We start from the raw sequence: 24,189 nt of genomic DNA, 5'->3' as shown, positions 1-24,189 counted from the left end.
CCGATATGCTTGGTTTTTGTGCATGCCTGAAGTGACAAAATTGGCTTCGCCGCTCGACATTGGCGGCGTGACGATCCGCAACCGCGTCTTCCTCGCGCCCATGTCGGGAATAACGGACGAGCCGTTCCGGCAGCGCGCCTACGCGCATGGCGCGGGCCTGGTCGTGTCGGAAATGGTGGCGAGCGGCGAGCTTGCCAAGGGCAGGGCCGGCTGCGACCTGCGCATCCGTCATTCCGGGCTGCCCGTCCATATGGTCCAGCTTGCCGGCCGCGAGGCCGAGCACATGGCCGAGGGCGCGCGCATCGCTGCGGGCGAGGGCGCCGGCATCATCGACATCAATATGGGCTGCCCGGCCAAGAAGGTGACCGGCGGCTATGCCGGCTCGGCGCTGATGCGCGATCTCGACCACGCGCTGTCGCTGATCGAAGCGGTGATCGGCGCGGTCCAGGTGCCGGTCACGGTCAAGATGCGGCTCGGCTGGGACGACAATGCGCTCAATGCACCCGTCTTGGCGCGCCGCGCCGAAGAGGCCGGTGTTAAAATGGTGACCGTGCATGGGCGCACGCGCTGCCAGTTTTATCAAGGCAAGGCCGATTGGGGCGCCATCGCCCGCATCAAGGACGTCGTCTCGATCCCGGTCGTCGCCAATGGCGATGTGGGCTCGCCCGCGGAGGCCGCCGAAATCCTTGAACAGTCGGGCGCCGACGCGGTGATGATCGGCCGCGCGCATTATGGCGCGCCATGGACGGCGGGCCACATCGCGGCAACGGCTGCGGGCGACGCGCCCTCCGGCGTGCCGGAAAGCCCGCAAGCCATGGCGGACTACATCGTTTCCCACTACGAAGACATGCTGACGCTTTACGGCGTCGAAAGTGGCTTGCGCCAGGCGCGCAAGCATCTCGGCTGGTATCTCGACCGCCACGCTGCTGGCGTTTCCGATGGGCGGCGGAAAGCCATCCTCACCTCTTTCGAACCCGCCCGCGTCATTGCCTTGCTGCATGAGGTGTTTTCCGGCGAAGCCACGCCCTTGCGGAGCGCCGCATGAACGCCACGGTCACACCGAGCTCCGACATGGCGGATGCCGCCAGTATCGTGCTGAACACCATCCGCCGTCCGGTCATCATGGTCGATCCGGACGGGTTCATCACCTACGCCAATGCCGATGCGGAAGACTTCTTCCGCTCAAGTGCCAACATGCTTGCCCGCAACACACTGTCCAAGCTGATCCCGTTCGGCAGCCCGTTGCTGCAGCTGGTCGACCAGGTGCGCGAGCGCCGTGCGCCGGTCAACGAATACCGTGTCGACGTGTCGTCGCCGCGTCTCGGAATCGAGAAGGTCGTCGATCTTTATGTCGCGCCGGTGCCGGAATTCCCAGGCTCAATCGTGGTGATGTTCCAGGAACGCTCGATGGCCGACAAGATCGACCGCCAGATGACACACAGGGGTGCCGCGCGTTCGGTCACCGGCCTTGCCGCCATGCTGGCACATGAGATCAAGAACCCGCTGTCCGGCATACGTGGCGCCGCACAGCTGCTCGAACTCTCGGCGTCCGACGAGGATCGCGCGCTGACCCGCCTCATCACTGACGAGACTGATCGCATAGTCTCCCTCGTCGACCGCATGGAAGTGTTTTCCGACGAGCGGCCGATTGACCGCTATCCTGTCAACATCCATGTCGTGCTGGATCATGTGAAGGCAATCGCGAAGAACGGTTTTGCCAAGAGAATCAGGATATTGGAGGACTATGATCCATCATTGCCTCCGGTTTTCGCCAACCGCGACCAACTGATCCAGGTGTTTCTCAACCTGGTCAAGAACGCTGCCGAGGCGATCGGCGGCGACCCGCAGGGCGAGATCGTGCTGTCGACCGCGTTCAGGCCGGGCATCCGCGTTTCCGTTCCCGGAACCCAGGACCGCGTGTCGCTACCGCTTGAATTCTGCGTGCGCGACAATGGGTCCGGCGTTTCGGAAGACATTCTGCCGATCCTGTTCGATCCGTTCATCACCACCAAGCCGAACGGCTCGGGGCTCGGCCTGGCGCTGGTGGCGAAAATCGTCGGCGAGCATGGCGGCATCATCGAATGCGATTCGACGCCGCGCGGCACCACCTTCCGAATCCTGATGCCGGCCTGGAAAGAAACACCCATCGACACTGCCGATGATGAAGGCGAAGGAGACCGCAAATGACGGTTCGCGGCAATATTCTCGTCGCCGACGACGATGCGGCCATCCGCACCGTGCTCAATCAGGCGCTGTCGCGCGTCGGCCATGAGGTGCGCGTGACCTCCAACGCCTCGACGCTGTGGCGCTGGGTGGCGGCGGGCGAGGGCGATCTGGTGATCACCGACGTTGTCATGCCGGACGAGAACGCCTTCGACATGCTGCCCCGCATTAAGAAGGCCCGGCCGGAGCTGCCGGTCATTGTGATGAGCGCGCAAAACACTTTCATGACGGCGATTCGTGCTTCCGAAACAGGTGCTTATGAATATCTGCCGAAGCCGTTCGACCTGACCGAGCTGCTCAACATCGTCAATCGTGCGCTGTCAGAGCCGCGCCGACCGAAGATCGATACGCGACCGGAAGAACAGCCTGACGCCATGCCGCTGGTCGGCCGCTCGGCCGCCATGCAGGACATCTACCGCATGCTGGCGCGCATGATGCAGACCGATCTGACGGTGATGATCTCGGGCGAGTCCGGAACCGGCAAGGAATTGGTGGCGCGCGCGCTGCACGAATATGGCCGCCGCCGAGGCGGTCCGTTCGTCGCCATCAACATGGCGGCAATCCCGCGCGACCTCATCGAATCGGAACTGTTCGGTCATGAGAAGGGTGCCTTCACCGGTGCACAGAACCGCTCGACAGGCCGCTTCGAGCAGGCCGAGGGCGGCACGCTGTTCCTCGACGAGATCGGCGACATGCCGATGGAGGCGCAGACGCGGCTGCTGCGCGTGCTGCAGCAAGGCGAATACACCACGGTCGGCGGGCGCACGCCGATCAAGACCGACGTGCGCATCGTCGCCGCCACCAACAAGGATCTGCGCACGCTGATCAACCAGGGACTTTTCCGCGAGGATCTGTTCTACCGCCTGAATGTCGTGCCGCTTCGGCTGCCTGGCTTGCGTGAGAGATCGGAAGACATTCCCGATCTGGTGCGGCATTTCTTCAAGATCGGCGCCAGCGAAGGCTTGCAGACCAAGCGCATATCGACCGGCGGCATCGAATTGATGAAGCGCTATCCGTGGCCGGGAAACGTGCGCGAGCTGGAAAACCTGGTGCGCCGGCTTGCGGCGCTCTATTCGCAGGACGAAATATCAGCCGAGATCATTGAAGCCGAGCTGAAGACAGGCGAAAGACCGGTCGTTCCCGGCGGCGGCAATTTGATCCCGGACGATCTATCCATCGGCCAGGCGGTGGAGCACTTCCTGCAGCGCTATTTTGCCTCTTTCGCCGGTGAGTTGCCGCCGGCAGGTCTCTATCAGCGCATCTTGTCCGAGGTCGAATATCCGCTGGTGCTCGCTTCCATGACGGCAACGCGCGGCAACCAGATCAAGGCGGCCGAATTGCTCGGCTTGAATCGCAACACGCTGCGCAAGAAGATTCGCGAGCTGGGCGTCAACGTCTACAAATCGTCGAGATCATGAGCGCCTGGCGCCCGAAGTGACGCGAGGTCGTCCCCTTTTCAGGGGATCGGCGGCTGAAAGATTTCCGTCACGGCCACACTTGTTGCATAATCGCCACAATGCGTTGCATACATCCGACGCAATCACTGGCTCTTAGACGGCGACATGGCTTCGCAAGCTCTGACATCAAACGAACCGCTTTTCAGCAGACCCGGCCAGAGGGATGGACGGCGGCTGCTTGCGTTGCCCGGCGTTGTGGCAATTGCCGGCGCGCTGGTTACGGCGGCAATCTCGTTTGCGATTCTTGTCGGCGCCACGCCGATCACGCCAGACGCAAACACAACGCTGACGCTGATTGCGGCCAATGCCTTATTTGTGCTGGCGCTGATTGCCCTCGTCGGCCGCGAGGTGCATCGCATCACCATGGCGCGCCGGCACGGCAAGGCGGCGTCGCGGCTGCATGTGCGCATCGTGACGATGTTTGCGCTGGTCGCGGCCATCCCCGCCATCATGGTGGCCATCATCGCCTCGATCACGCTTGATATCGGCCTCGACCGCTGGTTCGAGATCCGCACCAAGGCGATCGTCAACTCGTCGCTGTCGATCGCCGACGCCTATGTGCAGGAAAACGCTCGCAATCTTCAGGGCACGACGCTGTCGATGGCCTACGATCTCGATGCGTCGCGCACGCTTTACGGCCTCGATCGAACCGGCTTTCTCGACCTGATGAACAAGGAAGCCGTCGGCAGAAGCCTGGTGCATGCGGCGCTGGTCAGGGAAGACGGCTCCTTTGTCGTGAGTGCCCAGACCGATGCGGACTTCGCCATGCCGGCACCGCCTGAGGGCGCGGTGGCAAGTGCGGCCGACGGCAAGCCGGTGCTGATCGAGCCGAAGACGCGCAACATCATGGGCGCCATCATCAAGCTGCGGGAGATCGAAGGCCTCTACCTCTACACCAATCGCCTGGTCGACCCCGAAGTGATCAAGGCGAGGGCGATCGTCCAGTCCAACACCGCCGAATATCGCGGCCTGGAAGACAACAGGCGGACGTCGCAGGTGGCGTTCGCGCTGCCCTATCTGTCGCTGACGCTGATCATCATCCTGTCGGCCATCTGGACCGGCATAGCGGTGGCCGACCGTCTGGTGCGGCCCATCCGTCAGCTCATCGGCGCGGCTGACGAGGTTGCGACCGGCAATCTCGATGTCGCCGTTCCGGTACGGCCTTCCGACGGCGATGTCGCCTCGCTTGGCGATACGTTCAACAAGATGCTGCTGGAGCTTAAATCTCAGCGCAACGAGATCCTGTCGGCCAAGGATTTGATCGACGAACGGCGTCGTTTCTCGGAAGCGGTGCTGGCCGGCGTCACCGCCGGCGTCATCGGCGTCGATCCCTACGGCATCGTCTCCATCGTCAACAAATCGGCCGAAACGATGCTGGCCATATCGGCCACGGCGGCGCTGGGGCAGAACCTGTCCGCCGTGCTGCCGCATGTCGGCCGTGTCTTCGAGATCGGCCGCAAATCCGGCAAGCCGGTCTATCGCGAGCAGGTCACCTTCTATCGCACCGGCGCCGAGCGTACCTTCAACGTGCAGATCACCATCGAGGCCGGCGACGACGGCGAGGAGGAGAAATCCTACGTCGTGACGGTCGACGACATCACCGATCTGGTCCAGGCACAGCGCTCGTCTGCCTGGGCGGATGTGGCGCGGCGTATCGCACATGAAATCAAGAACCCGCTGACGCCGATCCAGCTCTCGGCCGAGCGCATCAAGCGACGCTTCGGCAAGGTCATCACCGAGGACCGCGAGATTTTCGACCAGTGCACCGACACGATCATCCGGCAGGTCGAGGATATCGGCCGCATGGTCGACGAGTTCTCGGCTTTCGCCCGCATGCCCAAGCCCGAGATGAAAGCCATCGATCTGCGTGAATCGCTGCGCGAGGCGTCGTTCCTGGTCGAAGTCAGTCGCGCCGACATTGCTTTCGAACGCGTGTTCGGCAACGAGCCGCTCAAGGGCACGTTCGATAGCCGATTGATGGCGCAGGCTTTCGGCAACGTCATCAAGAACGCGGCCGAGGCGATTGACGGGCTGGAACAAAAGGACGGTTCGCACGGCATAATCCGGATTCAAGCTGCCCGGCAGAATGGCGCCATACGAATCGACGTCATCGACAATGGCAAAGGGCTGCCGCGCGAGAATCGCCAAAGGCTGCTCGAGCCCTATATGACGACGCGCGAGAAGGGCACCGGGCTTGGTCTCGCCATCGTCAAGAAGATCGTGGAGGACCATGGCGGGCGGCTTGAATTGCACGATGCGCCTGCGGACTTCCACGGTGGACGCGGCGCGATGATCTCGATCATCCTGCCGCCAGCTGCCGCAACCGCGCCGCCACGCGGTCAAGGCGAAACGGAACACGAACGAGAAACTGAAAAGGTCGGTAATGGCGTCTGATATTCTCATCGTCGATGACGAGGAAGACATCCGTGAACTCGTCGCGGGCATATTGAGCGACGAAGGGCATGAAACCCGCACGGCATTCGATGCCGACAGCGCGCTCGCGGCAATCGCCGACCGGGCGCCGCGGCTGATTTTCCTCGACATCTGGTTGCAGGGCTCGCGCCTCGACGGGCTGGCGCTGCTCGACGAGATCAAGACGATGCATCCGAGCCTGCCGGTGGTGATGATCTCCGGCCACGGCAATATCGAGACAGCGGTGTCGGCCATCCGCCGCGGCGCCTATGATTTCATCGAGAAGCCGTTCAAGGCCGACAGGCTGATCCTGATCGCCGAGCGGGCGCTCGAAACCTCGAAATTGCGGCGCGAGGTGTCCGACCTCAAGCAGCGCAGCGGCGAAACCTTCGACCTGATCGGCATGTCGTCGGCGATGAGCCAGCTGCGCCAGACCATCGAGCGCGTGGCGCCGACCAACAGCCGCGTCATGATCATCGGTCCGTCCGGCTCGGGCAAGGAGCTCGCCGCGCGCGCCATCCACACGCTGTCGACGCGCAAGGGCGCGCCGTTCGTGACGCTGAGCGCGGCCAACATCACGCCCGAGCGCATGGAGATCGAGCTGTTCGGCACCGAATCGAACGGCACCGAGCGCAAGGTCGGCGCGCTTGAAGAGGCGCACCGCGGCATTCTCTACATCGACGAAGTGGCCGACATGCCGCGCGAGACGCAGAACAAGATTTTGCGCGTGCTGGTCGAACAGCAGTTCGAGCGGGTCGGCGGCACCAAGCGGGTCAAGGTCGACGTCCGCATCATCTCCTCGACCTCGCAGAACCTGGAGGCGATGATCGCCGACGGCCGTTTTCGCGAAGACCTCTATCATCGCCTGGCGGTGGTTCCGGTCATGGTGCCGGGCCTGGCCGAGCGGCGAGAGGACATTCCCTATCTCGTCGACAATTTCATGAAGCAGATCGCTCGCCAGGCCGGCATCAAGCCGCGCCGCATCGGCGACGATGCGCTTGCCGTGCTGCAGGCGCACAACTGGCCGGGCAATGTCCGCCAGCTGCGCAACAATGTCGAACGGCTGATGATCCTGGCGCGTGGCGACGATATCGATGCGCCGATCACCGCCGATCTGTTGCCGTCGGAGATCGGCGATGTCATGCCGCGCACGCCGAACCAGTCCGACCAGCACATCATGGCGCTGCCGCTGCGCGAGGCGCGCGAACAGTTCGAGAAGGACTATCTGATCGCCCAGATCAACCGTTTCGGCGGCAACATCTCGAAGACGGCCGAATTCATTGGCATGGAGCGCTCGGCGCTGCACCGGAAACTGAAGTCGCTGGGGGTCTGACCCCCGTTGTTGTTGGTCCAGCGGGCTGTGGCCCATTCAATTGCCGGTTACGGCAGCGGCGGAATCGCATAGAAAAACCGGGACTTTTCTGAGGGATCACCCATGCCGCGCATTGCCTATGTGAACGGGCGCTATGTCGCCCATGCCGACGCTGCCGTGCATATCGAGGATCGCGGCTATCAATTCGCCGACGGCGTCTACGAGGTCTGCGAGGTGGCGCAGGGCTTTATCGTCGACATGCCGCGCCATCTTGCCCGGCTGAGCCGCTCCCTTAGCGAATTGTCGATCGACTGGCCGGTCACCAAGGGTGTGCTGCCGCTTCTTCTGCGCGAAATCGTCCGGCGCAACCACGTCGTCAACGGCCTGGTCTATGTCCAGGTTACGCGCGGTGTTGCCAGCCGCGACTTCGTTTTCCCGGCCGATACACCGTCATCGCTGGTGATTACGGCCAGAAAGGCCGACCCGGCGGCGGCCGCCAAGCGAGCCGAGGCGGGCATCAAGGTCATCACCGTGCCGGAAAACCGTTGGGACCGGGTCGACATCAAGAGCACCGGCCTGCTGCCCAACGTACTGGCCAAGCAGAAGGCCAAGGAGGCCGGCGCCCAGGAGGCCTGGTTCGTCGACACCGATGGCAACGTCAAGGAGGGCGGCTCGTCCAACGCCTGGATCGTTACAAGGGACGGCGTTCTGGTCACCCGGCCGGCGGAGCATGGCATCCTGCGCGGCATCACCCGCACGACGATGTTCGAAGTGGCGGCAAAGCTCGGGTTGACGATCGAGGAGCGCGGTTTTTCAGTCACTGAAGCCAAGGCTGCGCGAGAAGCTTTCATCAGTTCGGCAACGACAATCGCCATGCCGGTCGTGGCAATCGACGGTGCCGCGGTCGCCAATGGGCACCCCGGTTCGATAACACTTTCATTGCGGCAAGCCTTTTTTGACGTTGCGGAAAAAAGTCCAGCCTGATAACCGCACAGACGGACTGCACATCAATATATCTCGTTCTGCTTGTCGTTACTGACGGCAAGGGGGTGTTTGCAAGCTTGACATGTGCCCGCTAATTTGGCGCATTAGCCTGCAAACCGAAGGGGATCGGCGAAAGACAAGAACAATGGCGGAACGATCGCAAAACCTTCAGGACCTGTTCCTGAATTCTGTTCGCAAGAGCAAAAATCCACTCACCATCTTTCTCATCAACGGCGTCAAGCTGACCGGCGTGGTCACTTCCTTCGACAATTTTTGTGTTCTGCTGCGCCGTGACGGCCACTCCCAGCTCGTCTACAAGCATGCCATTTCCACGATCATGCCGAGCCAGCCGGTTCAGATGTTCGATGGCGAGGAAAGCCAGGGCGCCTGATTGGCACGTGAAAAAGACGCGGACCGCGGCGTCCGCGGGAAACCAGCACATAATTCCGGGACGGAAGCCACAGGTCCGACCCGGGCGGTTGTCATTGTGCCGGTGCTTACCCGGCATCAGCGCAACGATGACGAAACGAACCGTCCACGGCTGACGCGTTCGGCGGATGCGCGCCACGACGAAGCGGTCGGCCTTGCCCGCGCCATCAACCTGGATCTGATCCACACGGCGGTGGTCACCGTCAACGATCCACGCCCGGCAACCTTGCTCGGCAGCGGCAAGGTCGCGGAATTCGCCGAGATCGTCAAAGAGGGTCACGCGGAGGTGGTCATCGTCGACCATCCGCTGACGCCGGTGCAGCAGCGCAATCTCGAAAAAGAAATGAATGCCAAGGTGCTCGACCGCACCGGATTGATCCTGGAGATTTTTGGCGAGCGCGCGCGGACCAAGGAGGGCACGCTGCAGGTCGAACTTGCCCATCTCAACTACCAGAAGGGCCGCCTGGTGCGGAGCTGGACCCACCTTGAACGCCAGCGCGGCGGAGCCGGCTTCCTCGGCGGCCCCGGCGAAACCCAGATCGAGTCGGACCGGCGGCAGCTGCAGGAAAAAATCATCAAGCTCAAGCATGAGCTGGAAACGGTGCGCCGCACCCGCGACCTGCACCGCGCCAAGCGCAAGAAGGTGCCGTTCCCGGTGGTGGCGATCGTCGGCTACACCAATGCCGGCAAGTCGACGCTGTTCAACCGGCTGACCGGGGCCGACGTGCTGGCCGAAGACATGCTGTTTGCCACGCTCGACCCGACGCTGCGCCGCGTGCGCCTGCCGCACGGCACGCCGATCATCCTGTCGGACACAGTCGGCTTCATTTCGGACCTGCCGACGCATCTGGTCGCCGCCTTCCGCGCCACGCTGGAAGAGGTCGTCGAGGCCGATCTGGTCATCCACCTGCGCGATATTTCGGATCCGGATACCGCAGCGCAAGCCGAGGACGTCGAGCGCATTCTCGCCGATCTCGGCGTCGATGCCGGCGATGCCAAGCGCGTCGTCGAAGTGTGGAACAAGGTCGACCTGCTCGACGACGGCAACCGCGAGCGTCTGCTTGCCGACGGCACTGACGCCAACAAGGCGCCGCCGATCGCCATCTCGGCCGTCACCGGCGAAGGCATCGATGCGCTGAAGGCGCTGATCGAGACCAGGATGTCGGGCGAACTCGAGGAATTGACGGTGACGATCGAACCGCCGCAGTTCGGCCTTGTCGACTGGCTATACCGTAATGGCGACGTCGTTTCGCGGGTAGACAATGAGGATGGCAGCGCGACCATCGCACTCAAGGCCACGCACACCGCCCGGCAAGAGATCGAAAGCCGATTGCACCGCAAAAACAGGCAGTAAGCCTGATTATTTCACGCCCTTGGCCTGCTGCCAGAGCACTTCCATCTCGTCCAGCGTGGCTTTTTCGAGCGTGCTTCCCGATGCATCGATCGCGCGCTCGACATAGTGGAAGCGCGAGCGGAACTTTTCGTTGGTGCCGCTAAGCGCCGCTTCCGAATCGAGCTTGAGGTGACGCCCCAGATTGACGACGGCAAACAGCATGTCGCCGAATTCGTCCTTGATCTCAGCCGTTTCGCCCTTAGCCAGTGCCTCGCGCAGCTCGCCGATCTCTTCCTCGATCTTGTCGAGGATGGGTGCTGCCTCGCTCCAGTCGAAACTGACACGCGCTGCCTTTTCCTGCAGCTTCAGCGCACGAGTCAAAGCGGGCAGGGCGACGGGCACGCTGTCCAGGAAACCCTTGCCATGGTCTTCGGGGTCGAGGCCGCGGGCGAGGCGCGCACTTCGCTTTTCGGCTTTTTCCTCAGCCTTGATCTTTTCCCACATGCCCTTTGCCATGCCGGCGCTGCGCGCCTTCTCGTCGCCGAAGACATGCGGATGGCGCCGGATCATCTTGGTGGTGATGGCCTCGACCACATCACCGAAGGCAAAATCGCCGGCTTCCTCAGCCATCTGCGCGTGGTAGACGACCTGCAGCAGGAGATCGCCGAGTTCGTCGCGCAGATCGTCGAGATCGCCGCGCGCAATGGCGTCCGCCACCTCATAGGCTTCCTCGATCGTATAGGGCGCGATGGTCGAGAAATCCTGCTCGATGTCCCAGGGACAGCCGGTCTTCGGCGCCCTGAGCGCCGCCATGATCTCGATCAGCCGGGAAATGTCGCGCGAAGGTTTCATGCGGCGAATGCTATCCCGCTGCCTGTCGTGCGGCCAACGCTGTCAGCTGGCGGCCTGACCTTGTCCACAGCTCAGCCGTATCAGCCGAGTACCGACACAACCGCCTTGGCGAGGTCATCCATGCCGTCCTCGGGCAGGCCGGCGACGTTGATGCGGCTGTCGCCGACCATGTAGATGCCATACTCGGCACGCAGCCGCTCGACTTGCGCCTCGGTCAGGCCAAGCCTGGAAAACATGCCGCGATGGCTGGCGATGAAGTCGAAGCGGTCGGAGTTGGACTGCCGGCGCAGCGCGTCGGCGAACTGGACCCGCAGCCTCAGCATGCGCAGCCGCATCTCCTCCAGCTCCGCCTCCCAGTCGGCGCGAAGGCCATCATCTTCCAGCACCATGCGCACGGCGGCGGCGCCGTGGTCCGGCGGCATCGAATACATGGCGCGCGCCGCCGCCAGCATCTGGCTCATCGCGACATCGGCTTGCGCGCTATTCTTCGCCAGGATCATCGCCGCGCCGACGCGGTCGCGGTAGACGGCAAAGTTCTTCGAGCAGCTCGAGGCAACGACCATTTCAGGCACCTTGCCCGCGAGAAGGCGCAAGCCGGCCGCATCGGCGTCCAGGCCTTCGCCAAAGCCCTGATAGGCAATGTCGACAAAGGGCAACAGCCCGCGCTCGACGACAAGATCGGTGACGCTGGCCCATTGCGCGATATCGAGATTGGCGCCGGTCGGGTTATGGCAGCAGCCATGCAGCAGCACGATATCGCCGGGCTCGGCTGCGCCAAGCGTTGCCAGCATCTCGTGGAAGCGCACCGCGCCGGAAACGGCATCGAAATAGGGATAATCGCGCACCTTGAGGCCGGCCCCGCGCATCACCGGCGGGTGGTTCGGCCATGTCGGGTCCGACAGCCAGACGGTTGCGTCGGGGCGGGTCCGCTTCAACAGCTCCGCCACCAGCCGCAGCGCGCCGGAACCGCCAGGCGCTTGCGCGGCGCGGATGCGCGTCATGTCGGCAGCGGGGCCGAAGGCCAGCTTGACCATCGCCGTGTTGAAGCCGGTGTCGCCGGCAAGGCCGAGATAGGTCTTGGTGTCCTGGTCCTGCAGCGACCGCTTCTCGGCCTCGCGCAGGGCGCGCATGACCGGCGTCCTGCCGTCGCGGTCCTTGTAGACGCCGACGCCGAGATCGATCTTGCCGGGGCGCGGATCGGCGCGATAGAGGCCGATCAAGGCGATGATCTTGTCAGCCGGGGCAGGTTGCAGGGTCTCGAACATCATACGGCTCCAATGGCGGCGGAGTAATACGCAAAGCGGCCGCGTTTCGCCAGTGCTTCCATCTGCGCCAGTCCGCTAGCGTACTGGACCGTTACGCCAAGCTTTGTCTGTACGGCAGGGGTCGGCGGCTATGGCGACGGGTTCATTCCAATCCGCCGGATAAGCACCCGTCCAATCACGGCGAGACCGATGCCGGTCAGCAGGGAGAAACCGCCGAGCATGCCGGCCAGCCCGGCAAGGAACCAGCGTCCGGCGAAGCTGTCGACGGAGGCATTTTGCGGATTGGTTGGGTCGTAAGCGACAGGGACGCTGTCGCCATCACCCCAGAACGAGCTGTGGACGGCATTGTTGAAGCGGATGACGGTGCCGTCGGCGGTCGAGAACTCGATGCGGGGATTGTATTCGGCGGCGACAATCCTGCCTGTCGCCGAAGCGGTACGAGGGCCGTACATCTCGACGATGGCCAGCACGCCGGAAGCGATCAGTCCGACAATGCCAAAGATGATGAACACCCTGCCGACGATCGGCAACGCTGCAAAACCCGTTACACGACTACCATTGGCCATCTTTTGCTCCTGGGACAGACGGATAAGGCTAGACTTCATCCATAAAGCAAACATCTGCCGCACGGGAGATGGGTAAGTGCGCAGCGGACTTCTGATTGCATGATGCCTATTGTGGCGACGCAAAAAAGTTTTGGTGGCGATGGATTAAGATCCCCGCCTGTTTCGTAAACGGGGCATGAAACGGTCGATGCCACGCTTCGATATTGTCGGACAGCTGGGTTCGCTCAGGCGCTACGCACGCTCGCTGACGCGCGACGGCACTGACGCCGAGGATCTGGTGCACGATGCGCTGGTGCGCGCCTACGAGCGGCGCGACACATTCCGCTCGGGCGGCAATCTGCGGGCATGGTTGCTGTCGATCGTCCACAACGCTTTTATCGACAAGATGCGCTCGCGCCGGTCGGAAGCAGCGCGTGTCGAGCAGGCCGGCTATCTCACCGATGCCAGCACGCCGGCGCCTCAGGAACATTCCGTGCGACTGGCGCAGGTGCGCGAGGCCTTTTTCAGTCTGCCGGAGGAGCAGCGTTCGGCGCTGCATCTGGTCGCCATCGAGGGCCTTTCCTACCAGCAGGCCGCCGACGCCAGCGGGGTGCCGCTGGGCACGCTGATGTCGCGTATCGGCAGGGCGCGCGCAGCACTGCGCGAGATGGAAAACGCTGCACCTTCGCCGGCCAAAAGCCATCTGAGGATCGTGGGAGACCCGTCATGACCGACCTGTTGCGGGACCCGGTGACCGATACCGATCTCGATTCTTATGTCGACGACCAGCTGGATGTCGCGCGCCGCATTGAGGTCGAGGCGTTCCTGTCGGCTCGTCCGGAGGCAGCGGCCCGGGTGATGTCCGATTTGAGGACGCGCGACGAGCTGCGTCTGGCGCTGGCCGCATCCACAGGAATGGCGCGGCCCGCGACGACTGAAGTCGCGCGCCGGCTGGGCAGGGGGCTGGCCAGTCGCCGCGTCTTCGCCGTGCTGCAGCGGGCGGCGGCGGTCGCCATCTTTGTCGCTGCCGGCTGGCTGGCGAACGGCCTCTTCGGGCCGCTGCTGGTGACCAAGGTTGTGGCTTCGCCGCCGCCGCCCGCCTATGTCGAAGAAGCGATCCGGGCGCACAAGACGACGCTCATGCGCGAGGCGATGCCCTCGCAGTTGGAGGCGCCCAACTACAATGGCGACGAAATCCGCGCCGCCACCGCAATCGTCATGCCATCGCTGCCCAAGGACTGGAAGGTTCGCGACGTGCAGATCTATCCGTCGCGCTTCGGGCCGAGCGTCGAAGTGGCGCTGGAGACGAAGGATATGGGGCTGGTCTCGCTGTTTGCGATCCGGCCTGGAACCTTCGACGTCGTCAAGCCTGCCATCGCGCCATCGGGCGACATCTCCTCTGCCTATTTCCAGATCGGCGAGGTCGCGTACGCGGTCGTCGCGCGCAGCGATGTCCACGACCTCGACCGCGCCGCCGAGACGCTTGCCAAGACACTTTACTGATCAAGACGCTTTACTGAGACCACATAAGGAGAACCCGCATGAATACCCCTGACCTCGGATACCGCATGGGCACTGGCGCGCGCGCCGGCGCCGTCTATGACGAGGGCCTGCGCAGCCACATGCTGCGCGTCTATAACTATATGGGCATTGGCCTCGTCGTCACCGGCATCGTCGCCATGGTGGTCGCTTCGACGCCGGCCCTCTACGTGCCGATCTTTTCCAGCCCGCTGAAATGGGTGGTGATGCTGGCGCCGCTCGCCTTCGTGTTGCTGTTCTCGTTCAAGATGCAGACGATGTCGGCGGCGAGCGCCCAGTTGATGTTCTGGGCCTTCTGCGCGGTGATGGGCCTGTCGCTGGCTTCGGTGTTCCTGGTCTTCACAGGCACCAGCATCGCGCGCACCTTCTTCATCACCGCTACCATGTTCGGCGCCACCAGCCTCTACGGCTACACGACCAAGCGCGACCTGACCCAGTTCTCGTCCTTCCTGATCATGGGCCTGATCGGTGTGGTGATCGCCAGCGTCGTCAACATCTTCCTTGGCTCGACCGCGCTGCAGTTCGCCATCTCGGTGATCGGCATTGCCGTCTTTGTCGGCCTGACCGCCTGGGACACGCAGACGATCAAGGAACAGTATGCGGAGAATTTCGACGCGGAATCGCAGCAGAAGCTTGCCGTTTTCGGCGCGCTGTCACTGTACCTGAACTTCGTCAACATCTTCCAGCTGTTGCTGAATTTCACCGGCGAGCGCGAATAGTCGAACCGTAGCAAGGCAACAATCTCGATCTCGCAGTGGCCGGAGGAGAATCTCCGGCCACTGTCGTTTTGGCGTGGAGACATCGCTCCTCTATCAGCGCGATGTCGCTGCGCCCTTGAGTCCATGCGGGCTTTTGCTAACCTGCCGCTCGCACGCAGCTTTCCGCGAGAACGCATGGAACAAGTGACGCTTCACGGCGACGGCATCTCGGCAACCATTGTCGGGCAGGGGGCCGAGCTCATCTCCTTGCGCAATGCCGAGGGTCTGGAGTTTTTGTGGCAGGCCGGGCCGGAATGGCGGCGGCATTCGCCGGTGCTGTTTCCGATCGTCGGCCGGCTGGCGGGCGACCAGCTCCGCCATCGGGGCCAGGTCTATGCCCTGACGCAGCACGGATTTGCCCGCGACAAGCCATTTGTGTGGGCTGACGCGAGCCCCCGATCCTGCACGCTGGTGTTGACCGACGATGCCGATACACGCACGCGCTATCCGTTCGCCTTTCGCCTTGCCATCACCTATACGCTCGAGCGTCGGGAACTTGGTGTGAGCTTCGAGATTGCCAACACCGGCGACGAGACGCTGCCAGCCTCCATCGGTGCACATCCGGCTTTCAATTGGCCATTGCAGCCGGGGCTCGCCAAGACCGACTACCACCTGACCTTTGCCCAGGACGAGCCGGCGCCGATCCGCCGGCTGAAGGATGGCCTGGTGCTGGCTGCACCGCGGCCGACGCCCATCGAAGGCAAAACGCTGGCGCTTTCCGAACAGCTGTTCGAGGCAGACGCCGTGATCCTCGACCGGCCGGCCAGCACCAGCGTGCGCTATGCCGCCGCGAACGGTGCGGCGATCGAGATGTCGTGGCAGGGTTTTAAGGAATTGGGCATCTGGTCGAAGCCGGGCGGCGCTCCGTTCCTGTGCATTGAACCCTGGCACGGGCTTGCCAGCCCCGTGGATTTCGAAGGCGAGTTCGCGGACAAGCCGGGCGTGATGCTGATCGCGCCCGGTGAAAAGCGCGTGCTGAGCTATCAGGTACGGCTCGACCATGCGCCGCTGTGACCGATGAACCAGAGACAGGCGCGATGAAACTTGGCTTCATCGGCACGGGTGCCCTTACAGCGGCCATTGTCAGCGGGCTCAAATCCGTCGCGGATAACTCCGTCTCCGTGCTGCTGTCGCCGCGCAATGAAGAGATCGCCGCGGAGCTGGCAGCCCGTTATCCGGATGTGCGTATCGCTGATGACAATCAGGCGGTTCTCGATCAATGCGACCTAGTCATGCTGGCTGTCCGGCCGCAAATTGCGCATGACGTCCTGCCGGGTTTGCGGTTTCGGCGCGAGCATCACCTCATCAGCTTGATCGCCACGCTGCCGCGCGAGGAGATTGCCGGCTTGACCGCACCAGCGCACCAGGTGACGAAAGCGCTGCCCATGCCGATGATTGCCCACCGGCTGGGGGCAACGATCATCTGCCCGCCGGATGCCACTGTCGCTGCCTTGTTCGGCAATCTGGGGAAAGCGATCGAGGTCGAGAACTCAGCCGAATTCAACGCGTTGAGCGTGGCCACCGCAACCTATGCCAGCTACTTCAGATATCTCGATACGATCAACAGCTGGCTCAAGAGGAATGGCGTGGAGGAAGGGAAGGGGCGCGATTACATCGCCTCGCTTTTCAAAGCCTTGGGAAGCGCTCCTGATATGTCGCCGGATGCCGACTTCATGAATCTGGCGCAGGACTATGCGACGCGCGGCGGCATCAACGAACAGGTTCTTCGCGAACTGACGGCGCAAAACGTGTTCGAGGCGCTCACCGAGAGCCTGGACGGCGTACACCGGCGCATCGTCGGCGATACGCCTTGATGGGCGGTACCTTGAAATTCCCTGATGATCAGGAGTATGGCTCCAACGGATGTTCCGGACCGTTTCGGGAGGGTCGTCGGGTGCCTGGATGCTTGAAATTGGGCTTTGTGGCAGCGGCGCTGGCTGTGCTGATTGTCTTTCCGGTCGCTGCCGCCGACATCGACCGCGCCAGCCTCTACCGCGCGCAATCGGTGACCAGCGGCACTGGCGAGGAGAACCGGGCGTGGGGCCTGGCGCCGTGCCTTGAAGAGGTGCTGGTCAAGGTTTCCGGCGACCCGCGGCTGATCGGCGACCCGCGTGTTGCGGACATGAGCCGGCACGCGGCCGACTATGTCACTGGTGTCGGCTACCGCGACCTGCTCAACAACCGCCCGCCGCATGACGAGCAGGGCACCCACGACCGGCCGCATTACATCACCGCCGATTTCGACCCGGACAAGATCGATGCCTTGCTGGCGTCGCTCGGGCGCAAACCGTGGGCGGTGCCGCGGCCAAAAATCGTCGCACTGCTGGATGTAAGGCCGATGAAAGGCGACGGCTTCACGCTGGTGCGCGATGGCGGCGGCGAGCTTGCGGCGGATATGCGCGTTGCGCTGGCGGACGCGGCGCACCGGACCGGTTTGCCGCTGGAGTTGCCTCGGCCGTCCGACGTCGCGCTCGCCGACGTGGCCAACACGCTGGATGGGGACGCCCTGCTTGCCGGCACTTTGGTATGGCGCCAGGAAGCGCTGGGCTGGGTCGGTGACTGGCGGCTCAGCTTTAAGGATAAGGAGTATCGCTGGCAGGTACGTGGCGTCAGTTTCGACGATGCGTTCCGCAACGCCACCCGCGGAACGCTGCAGATCCTGTCGGGCAATGGAGAGCCGGAAGCCGTCACGCCCTGACTTCAAGGGAACCTTCTTGCCGGAGCGCCGTAAACAAAGTGGCGGGCAAGCTTTGAGCAAGGAGGTAGAATTGCAACATCGCCGGATCGACGTTGACGGAAACAGCATCTTCTATCGCGAAGACGGCCCGCCTGATGCTCCCGTCCTTCTCCTGCCGCACGGCTATCCGTGCTCGTCCTATCAATTCCGACGGTTGATGCCGGCACTTGCCGATCGCTGGCATACATTCGCGCCGGACTTTCCCGGCTTTGGCTACAGCGGCACGCCCGAAATGTCGGACTTTGGCTATGATTTCGATGCCTATGCCGGGTTTCTGACAGCTTTCGCCAATGCGCTCGGCACGTCGCGCTATGCGCTCTGGCTGCACGATTATGGCTCTCAGATCGGACTGCGCCACGCCATCGCACATCCCGAGCGCATCGCGGCACTCATCATCCAGAACGGCGATATATACCAGGATGTTCTCGGGCCGAAATACGCTGGGATAAAAGCCTATTGGAAGGAAAAGACGCCCGAAAAGCACCGGCCGTTGGAAGAGGCGGTAAGCGAGGAGGGCTTCCGGCACGAGTTTGTCGGAGAGGTGGATTACGCTGTAGCCGAGCGCGTGCCTCCCGATCTTTGGAAACTCCACTGGCCTTTGATGGACACGCCGATCCGCCGGCGGCTCGCGGTCGGCCTGATGGAGAAGCTGGAGGCGAACCTCGGCTGGTTCCCGCGCTATCAGAGCTATCTGCGCGAGCACCAACCGCAAACGCTCATCGTCTGGGGCCCCGAGGATGGTTACATGCCGGCACAATCGGCGCATGCCTACCAGCGCGATTTGCGGGAAGCGGAGCTTCATCTGATCGATGGCGCCGGCCACTGGTTGCTCGAAACGCATTTCGATGAGGCACTTCCGCTGGTGCGCGATTTCCTGGCGCGCGTCCACAGTCAGGAAGCGAAAGGGACGGGCAGGGCGGCCGGCCGGGCGTAGACCCCTCCGTTGCGGTCATCGGATCGATCTGCAACCATGGCGTCATGATGGAAAAGTCTGCCGCGCCCTGGCCTCTGCTGCAAATCGCGATCGAGCCGAAGTCGCGGGCGGATCAGGAGAAGCTAGCTACTGCCTTGTCGAAGCTGGCGGACGAGGATCCCTGGCTGCACGTCAAGCAGGATGCGGAATCGGGCCAGACGATCGTAGCCGGCAGGGACGAACTCCACCTCGACATAGTCATCGACCACCTGCGCCGCGAGTCTCGCATTAAGGTGAATGTCGGCGCGCCCAAGGTAGCGTATCGCGAGACGATCACCCGTAAGCACGAGCAGGACTACACGCACAAGAAGCAGTCCGGTGGTACGGGTCAGTTCGCCCGCGTCAAGATTGCGTTCGAGCCGAATGGCGGTAGCTGGGACTTCGTCTTCGGGTCCAAGGTCGCCGACGGTGCGCTTCCGAACGAATATGTTGCGGGCGTCGAAAAGGGGCTGCGGAACATTCTGTCTTCAGGCCCGTTTGCTGGCTTCCCGATGCTTGGCGTGAAGGCAACGCTGATCGACGGCGCGTATCACGATACTGATTCCTCGCCCCTGATTTTCGAGATCGCCGGCCGAGCCTGCTTCCGTGAAGCCGCTCCCAAGCTGGGCGTGCAGTTCTTCGAGCCGATCATGCAAGTCGAGGTGAACACGTCGGCGGCCTATGTCGACAAAATCATCGCCGAACTGCACAGCCGCCGGGGCCTGATCCGGACTGGGGAATCAGCGGCGTGGTCGTCGTTGTCAAAGCGACAATGCCGCTCGCGAACATGTTCATGCTGGAGGATGCGCTCCGGTCCTGTTCGAACGGACTGGCACGCCTGCGCGCCGACTATTCCGGATACGCTCCCGTACCACTGCCACCCGGCCGATCACCAGCCTTTCCATCGGATTGGCTGCGCTGCAGTTTCCTGCCTATGGGGCATTTGTTGCGGGCGCCGGCGGCTCCAGATGGCTGGCCCTTGGCGTCTTCCATCTTGTTGCAATCGCAGCAGCCTTCAGCGGCCTCCTGGAAAGCTTTTCGGGATGACGCTCCTGTTCGTTATCCCGGCGCGGGCCGGTCGAGCAGGAAGTCGAGGCCTTTGCGAAAGGCGCCATCCCTTGAGAAATGAAGACCACGCCAACTCATTTCGCCACTGCTTCGTCAACGTTCCTCCCGCCAAGCAATCAGAGCCGCCAGCCCGCATCTCAGTCAGCAGGGCGTATATTGGCACGCCCCTAATGGAAGCAGCAGCCACATATGAAAGTCGCATAAGATAGATTATGGAACTTGTGCATTAGACTGAAGCTGGAAATTGCTGCGATTTTCACGGGTTTGGCATGATCGACGCGTGTTGCCTTGAGCCGATGGCCAACGCTACGCTGTGTCGATGACGACAGCAACGCGTGACATCGAAGCGGCGATCGAAGTGTTCGTGCACGGCTTCAGTACCGATAAGAGCCGCACCTTTCCATACGAAGCCAGCCGCGTCGGACCCTTGTGGCTGATGCGCGATGCCGAGCGCAAGAATGCACGCGACTACCGTGGCGAAGAATGGATCGTCCATGACGTCGCCGCCGAGGAAGCCGATGCCATCGTGCGGCAGCATGCGCGGCCGGGCTTTGCCGTTTCGGTCGTGATCGCGAATGACGGCCCGGACGAACCAACGCGAACGGCCTACAAGGCGCTCGGCTACCGGCTGCTGCGGACGGAAGGCTTTTTCATCCAGTCGCTGCGCCAAATTCCAGACCCGCCAGCAATCGTCTCTATCGAACGGGTGAGGACGGCTGAACGCGCTGCACAACTGGGAAAGGTCATACGCAGGCGGCCACTTCCAGACGATCAACTCGGCGACGATGCGCCGTTTCGCCAGTATGTGGCGCTCGATGGCGACGCCATCGTCGGGCGTGTGCGCAGCATAGACGCCGTCGGCGCCACATGGTGCTCGGCAATGTTTGTCGAGCCTTCGCACCGGCGTCGAGGCATCGGCCAGGCGCTGATGGCCAAAATGCTGCATGACGACAAAGCGCATGGGTCGCGGTGCTCGATGCTGTTGGCGACGCGTGCCGGAGCGCTGCTTTATCCCCGCATGGGCTATGAGCGGATTGGAACGCTGCTGATCTTCGCGCCGAAGAACCGAACGTCCTTATAAAGATCTGCTCGTATCATGCTGTCTCATAAAGGAATTTCGATCACCATGCCGTCATAGGCCGGAGTGACGTTGGCCGGCACCTCGGCCTTCACCGTGGCATAGTCGAGCGGCACATGCATATGCGTCAGCACGGCCTGTTTCGGCGCCAGTTTTTCAATCCAGCCAAGCGCCTGACCGAGCGACAGATGACTGGGATGGGTATGGTACTGCAAGGCATCGATGACCAGCATTTCCAGGCCGCGCAGCCGCTCGGCGGTGGCATCCGGGAAGTCGCTTATATCGGGGCAGTAGGCCAGCCCGCCGATGCGGAAGCCGAGCGAAATGATGTCGCCATGGATCTGCGGCAGCGGCTCGAGGGTGAGGGCACCGCCCTCGCCTTCGATCGTCACCGCCCTTGCGTGATCGATGATGTGCGGCCTGACGATCGGCGGATAGGAACTGCCAAACGGCGTCTCGAAGCAATAGCCGAACGCTTCGCGCAGCCTGAGCATGGTCGGCTGGTCGGCATGGACATCGATCAAATGGCGCTGCTCCAGCACGTAGCCGCGCAGATCGTCGATGCCGTGGATGTGGTCGGCGTGCGGATGCGTATAGACGACGGCGTCGATGCGCCGGACCGCCGCCATCAGCATCTGCTCACGGAAATCAGGCCCGGTGTCGATGACCACCGTGGTTCTGGCGCCGTTGGCTGCTATCCGCTCGACGAGCGCGGCTGAGCGTGTACGCCGGTTTTTCGGATTGGCCGGGTCGCAATTGCCCCAATCGCCGGTGATGCGCGGCGTGCCAGGTGACGAGCCGCAGCCGAGGATGGTGAGGCGCAGCCGGTCGCTCATGCGTCAGAGCCCGGCGGGCCGCGGCATCTTGCCGAACAGCCGGAAGAAGTTCGCCGTCGTCAGCGTCGCGATCTCGGCTTCGCCAACGCCGACCGTCTCCGCCAGCACCTTGGCTGTATGCGCGACGTAGGCCGGCTCGTTGCGTTTGCCGCGGAACGGCACCGGCGCCAGATACGGTGCGTCGGTCTCGACCAGCAGCCGGTCATGCGGCACATCGGCTGCGATGGCGCGTAAATCGGCGGAGTTCTTGAAGGTCAGTATGCCCGAGAAGGACACATAGCCACCAAGCGCCACGCCGACCTCTGCCAGCCGTCGCCCCGACGAAAAACAATGCAGGATGAAGGGGAAGGCGCCCTTCCCTGTTTCGTCTTCGAGGATGGCAGCCATGTCGTCGTCGGCATCGCGCGAATGGATCACCAGCGGCAGCCCGGTCTCGCGCGCAGCTGCTATATGAGTGCGAAAACCCTGCGCCTGCGCATCGCGTGGCGCCTTGTCGTAAAAATAGTCGAGCCCGGCCTCGCCGATCGCCACCACCTTCGGGTGCGCGGACAGGCGCACAAGGTCCTCAGCCGTCACATCCAGCTCTTCGCCGGCATTGTGAGGATGGGTGCCGACCGAGCAATAGATTTCGTCGAAACTCTCGGCAATCTCAAGCACTTGCGCAAACCGCTTCACGCGTGTCGAGATGGTCACCATGTGACCTATACCGGCAGCCTTTGCGCGGGCGACGATGGCCGCCCGCTCCTCGGTGAAATCCGGAAAGTCGAGATGGCAATGGCTGTCGACGAGCATCAGGCGCTCGCCTCAGGGTTTTCGACATAACGCGGAAACACGCCCTCCGGCGCGGGCAGCGCCGTGCCGGGCACCAGCGCATAGTCGGCATGGACATGCGCGAAGTCACGCTTGTCCGCCGGCACCACCAGCAGATCGAGCAGCTTGCCGGCCGACCCCGGAATGTAGGGTTGGCACAGCAATGCCACGCGCCGCACCAGTTCGGCGGTCGTCCACAGCACCGTTTCCATGCGCGCCGGATCGGTCTTCTTCAGCGCCCAGGGCGCCTGCGAGGCGAAGTAGCGATCCGCTTCCGCCACAACGCCGAAGATCGCCGCCAACGCGAGATGGATGCCCTGTTCCGCCATCGCCTGGCGCGCGGTACCCAGCGCTTCCACCGCCTGGTCGAGGATCGCGCTGTCGGCTTCGGTCAGCTCGCCGCGATGCGGCACCACGCCGCCGCAGTTCTTGGCGATCATCGACAGCGAGCGCTGCGCCAGATTGCCGAGACCGTTGGCGAGATCGGCATTTGTGCGGTTGACGATCGCGTCATGGCTGTAGCTGCCGTCCTGGCCGAATGGCACCTCACGCAAGAAGAAATAGCGCACCTGGTCGAGGCCGTAATGCTCGACCATGGTGAAGGGGTCTACGACATTGCCGACCGACTTCGACATTTTCTCGCCGCGGTTGAACAGGAAGCCATGCGCGAAGACGCGCTTCGGCAGTTCGATGCCGGCCGACATCAGGAAAGCCGGCCAGTAGACGGCATGGAAGCGGACGATGTCCTTGCCGATAATGTGCGTGGCCGGCCAGTAGCGCCATTGCTCGGCCTTGGTGTCGGGATAGCCGGCAGCGGTGATGTAGTTGGTCAAGGCATCGACCCAGACATACATCACATGCTTGTCGTCGCCGGGCACCGGCACGCCCCAATTGAAGGTCGTGCGCGAGACCGAGATGTCCTTGAGGCCGGACCTGACGAAGCTCATCACCTCATTTCGGCGCTCGGCCGGACCGACGAAATCGGGCTGGTTTTCGTACAGCGCAAGCAATTTGTCCTGATAGGCGGAAAGCCTGAAGAAGTAGCTTTCCTCCTCATTCCATTCGACCGGCGAGCCAAGCGGCTCGCGGCGCACGCCGTCGTCGCCGAGCGTGGTTTCGCTCTCTTCGAAATAGGCTTCCTGGCGGACCGAATACCAGCCGCTATAGCGGTCGAGATAGATGTCGCCATTGGCCGCCATCGCCTTCCAGATCGCTTGGCACGACTCGTAGTGGCGTGGTTCCGTCGTGCGGATGTAATCATCATTCGAGCCGCCCAGGACCTCTGTCATCGAACGGAAGATCGCCGAGTTGCGGTCGGCAAGCGCGAGTGGCGTTATGCCTTCCTTCTCGGCCGTCTGCTGCATCTTGAGGCCGTGTTCGTCAGTGCCGGTGAGGAAGAGCACGTCCTTGCCGTCCAGGCGCTGGAAGCGGGCCAGCGCGTCGGTCGCGATGACCGTATAGGCGTGGCCGATATGCGGCTTGCCGTTCGGATAGAAAATCGGTGTCGTGATGTAGAATGTGTCGCGTGACATGAATTAACCGTCATGAATGGCCGAATGAATGTGAGCGGTGGATATCGCATCGAGACGGCGATTGCCA

General features: G+C 62.8%; 22 protein-coding genes and 1 pseudogene. 17 read left to right on the top strand and 6 right to left on the bottom strand.

The annotated features are described in order from the left end of the window. Positions 1-22 precede the first annotated feature (22 nt). The 8 genes from dusB to hflX all read left to right on the top strand — a co-directional run bounded on the left by dusB (position 23) and on the right by hflX (position 10,171). Entirely contained in the window at positions 23-1,045 is a 1,023-nt protein-coding gene (dusB, locus tag NKH38_RS18505) for a tRNA dihydrouridine synthase DusB (RefSeq protein ID WP_352762100.1), read from the top strand. Beyond that, positions 1,042-2,187, top strand: coding sequence for a two-component system sensor histidine kinase NtrB (locus tag NKH38_RS18500; RefSeq protein WP_023706549.1), 1,146 nt, complete (start codon positions 1,042-1,044; stop codon positions 2,185-2,187). The genes dusB and NKH38_RS18500 overlap by 4 nt, the downstream gene beginning before the upstream one ends. Then, positions 2,184-3,641 carry a nitrogen regulation protein NR(I) gene (ntrC, locus tag NKH38_RS18495; RefSeq protein WP_023710528.1) on the top strand — a complete coding sequence of 486 codons (1,458 nt, stop codon included), beginning with the start codon at positions 2,184-2,186 and terminating at the stop codon, positions 3,639-3,641. The genes NKH38_RS18500 and ntrC overlap by 4 nt, the downstream gene beginning before the upstream one ends. 144 nt (positions 3,642-3,785) lie before the next feature. Beyond that, complete coding sequence (locus NKH38_RS18490; RefSeq protein ID WP_023688460.1) at positions 3,786-6,074, top strand: sensor histidine kinase NtrY-like; 2,289 nt, start codon at positions 3,786-3,788, stop codon at positions 6,072-6,074. Next, positions 6,064-7,425 carry a nitrogen assimilation response regulator NtrX gene (gene ntrX / locus NKH38_RS18485; RefSeq protein WP_023668929.1) on the top strand — a complete coding sequence of 454 codons (1,362 nt, stop codon included), beginning with the start codon at positions 6,064-6,066 and terminating at the stop codon, positions 7,423-7,425. Before NKH38_RS18490 ends, ntrX begins: the two co-directional genes overlap by 11 nt. Positions 7,426-7,527: 102 nt before the next feature. Further along, positions 7,528-8,388: a D-amino-acid transaminase gene (locus NKH38_RS18480; RefSeq protein ID WP_023668930.1), complete on the top strand. Its 861-nt coding sequence runs from the start codon at positions 7,528-7,530 to the stop codon at positions 8,386-8,388. 145 nt (positions 8,389-8,533) lie between these two features. Then, positions 8,534-8,779, top strand: a complete 246-nt coding sequence (gene hfq, locus NKH38_RS18475; RefSeq protein WP_006202172.1) for an RNA chaperone Hfq — start codon at positions 8,534-8,536, stop codon at positions 8,777-8,779. Then, positions 8,780-10,171 (top strand): GTPase HflX, encoded by a 1,392-nt coding sequence (hflX, locus tag NKH38_RS18470; RefSeq protein WP_023688461.1) that lies wholly within the window; start codon positions 8,780-8,782, stop codon positions 10,169-10,171. 6 nt (positions 10,172-10,177) lie between these two features. Here the strand turns inward: hflX and mazG are convergent, their stop codons facing one another. From mazG to NKH38_RS18455, 3 genes are all read right to left on the bottom strand, one after another. Further along, complete coding sequence (gene mazG / locus NKH38_RS18465; RefSeq protein ID WP_352762101.1) at positions 10,178-11,002, bottom strand: nucleoside triphosphate pyrophosphohydrolase; 825 nt, start codon at positions 11,000-11,002, stop codon at positions 10,178-10,180. Positions 11,003-11,082: 80 nt separating this feature from the next. Then, positions 11,083-12,267, bottom strand: coding sequence for an amino acid aminotransferase (locus tag NKH38_RS18460; RefSeq protein ID WP_352762102.1), 1,185 nt, complete (start codon positions 12,265-12,267; stop codon positions 11,083-11,085). Positions 12,268-12,395: 128 nt separating this feature from the next. Further along, on the bottom strand, positions 12,396-12,833 hold the full coding sequence (locus NKH38_RS18455) for a DUF3592 domain-containing protein (protein ID WP_023706554.1): 438 nt from the start codon (positions 12,831-12,833) through the stop codon (positions 12,396-12,398). Between the two features lie 175 nt (positions 12,834-13,008). Between NKH38_RS18455 and NKH38_RS18450 the strand changes: the two genes are divergently transcribed. The 9 genes and pseudogenes from NKH38_RS18450 (at position 13,009) to NKH38_RS18410 (ending at position 20,947) form a co-directional block, all read left to right on the top strand. Next, complete coding sequence (locus NKH38_RS18450) at positions 13,009-13,542, top strand: sigma-70 family RNA polymerase sigma factor (RefSeq protein ID WP_023688465.1); 534 nt, start codon at positions 13,009-13,011, stop codon at positions 13,540-13,542. Continuing rightward, on the top strand, positions 13,539-14,315 hold the full coding sequence (locus NKH38_RS18445; protein ID WP_023805228.1) for an anti-sigma factor family protein: 777 nt from the start codon (positions 13,539-13,541) through the stop codon (positions 14,313-14,315). The genes NKH38_RS18450 and NKH38_RS18445 overlap by 4 nt, the downstream gene beginning before the upstream one ends. 38 nt (positions 14,316-14,353) lie before the next feature. Next, positions 14,354-15,070, top strand: a complete 717-nt coding sequence (locus NKH38_RS18440; RefSeq protein ID WP_023710521.1) for a Bax inhibitor-1/YccA family protein — start codon at positions 14,354-14,356, stop codon at positions 15,068-15,070. A 174-nt stretch (positions 15,071-15,244) separates the two neighbouring features. Beyond that, complete coding sequence (locus NKH38_RS18435; protein WP_352762103.1) at positions 15,245-16,123, top strand: aldose 1-epimerase family protein; 879 nt, start codon at positions 15,245-15,247, stop codon at positions 16,121-16,123. 23 nt (positions 16,124-16,146) lie between these two features. Further along, positions 16,147-16,923, top strand: a complete 777-nt coding sequence (locus NKH38_RS18430) for a pyrroline-5-carboxylate reductase (RefSeq protein WP_023730628.1) — start codon at positions 16,147-16,149, stop codon at positions 16,921-16,923. 107 nt (positions 16,924-17,030) lie between these two features. Then, on the top strand, positions 17,031-17,807 hold the full coding sequence (locus NKH38_RS18425; RefSeq protein WP_352512113.1) for a DUF8605 domain-containing protein: 777 nt from the start codon (positions 17,031-17,033) through the stop codon (positions 17,805-17,807). A 70-nt stretch (positions 17,808-17,877) separates the two neighbouring features. Next, positions 17,878-18,780, top strand: a complete 903-nt coding sequence (locus NKH38_RS18420) for an alpha/beta fold hydrolase (protein WP_352762104.1) — start codon at positions 17,878-17,880, stop codon at positions 18,778-18,780. A 41-nt stretch (positions 18,781-18,821) separates the two neighbouring features. Beyond that, positions 18,822-19,672 (top strand): annotated as a pseudogene (locus NKH38_RS18415) (translation factor GTPase family protein); the annotation flags it as partial. Between the two features lie 513 nt (positions 19,673-20,185). Continuing rightward, positions 20,186-20,947 carry a GNAT family N-acetyltransferase gene (locus NKH38_RS18410; RefSeq protein WP_023730624.1) on the top strand — a complete coding sequence of 254 codons (762 nt, stop codon included), beginning with the start codon at positions 20,186-20,188 and terminating at the stop codon, positions 20,945-20,947. Positions 20,948-20,970: 23 nt separating this feature from the next. On the opposite strand, the gene NKH38_RS18405 is transcribed toward NKH38_RS18410, so the two are convergent. The 3 genes from NKH38_RS18405 to metG are packed head-to-tail and all read right to left on the bottom strand — an operon-like array spanning position 20,971 to position 24,122. Continuing rightward, on the bottom strand, positions 20,971-21,780 hold the full coding sequence (locus tag NKH38_RS18405) for an MBL fold metallo-hydrolase (RefSeq protein ID WP_023688471.1): 810 nt from the start codon (positions 21,778-21,780) through the stop codon (positions 20,971-20,973). A 3-nt stretch (positions 21,781-21,783) separates the two neighbouring features. Beyond that, positions 21,784-22,572 carry a TatD family hydrolase gene (locus NKH38_RS18400; protein WP_023734018.1) on the bottom strand — a complete coding sequence of 263 codons (789 nt, stop codon included), beginning with the start codon at positions 22,570-22,572 and terminating at the stop codon, positions 21,784-21,786. Next, entirely contained in the window at positions 22,572-24,122 is a 1,551-nt protein-coding gene (gene metG, locus NKH38_RS18395) for a methionine--tRNA ligase (RefSeq protein ID WP_352762105.1), read from the bottom strand. The genes NKH38_RS18400 and metG overlap by 1 nt, the downstream gene beginning before the upstream one ends. Positions 24,123-24,189: the final 67 nt, after the last annotated feature.

It is taken from the genome of Mesorhizobium sp. M1078 (genome assembly GCF_040318615.1).
Classification (GTDB): Bacteria; Pseudomonadota; Alphaproteobacteria; order Rhizobiales; family Rhizobiaceae; genus Mesorhizobium.
Note: the sequence above shows the minus strand (reverse complement) of the source record. Positions and strands in the feature narration are given on the sequence as shown.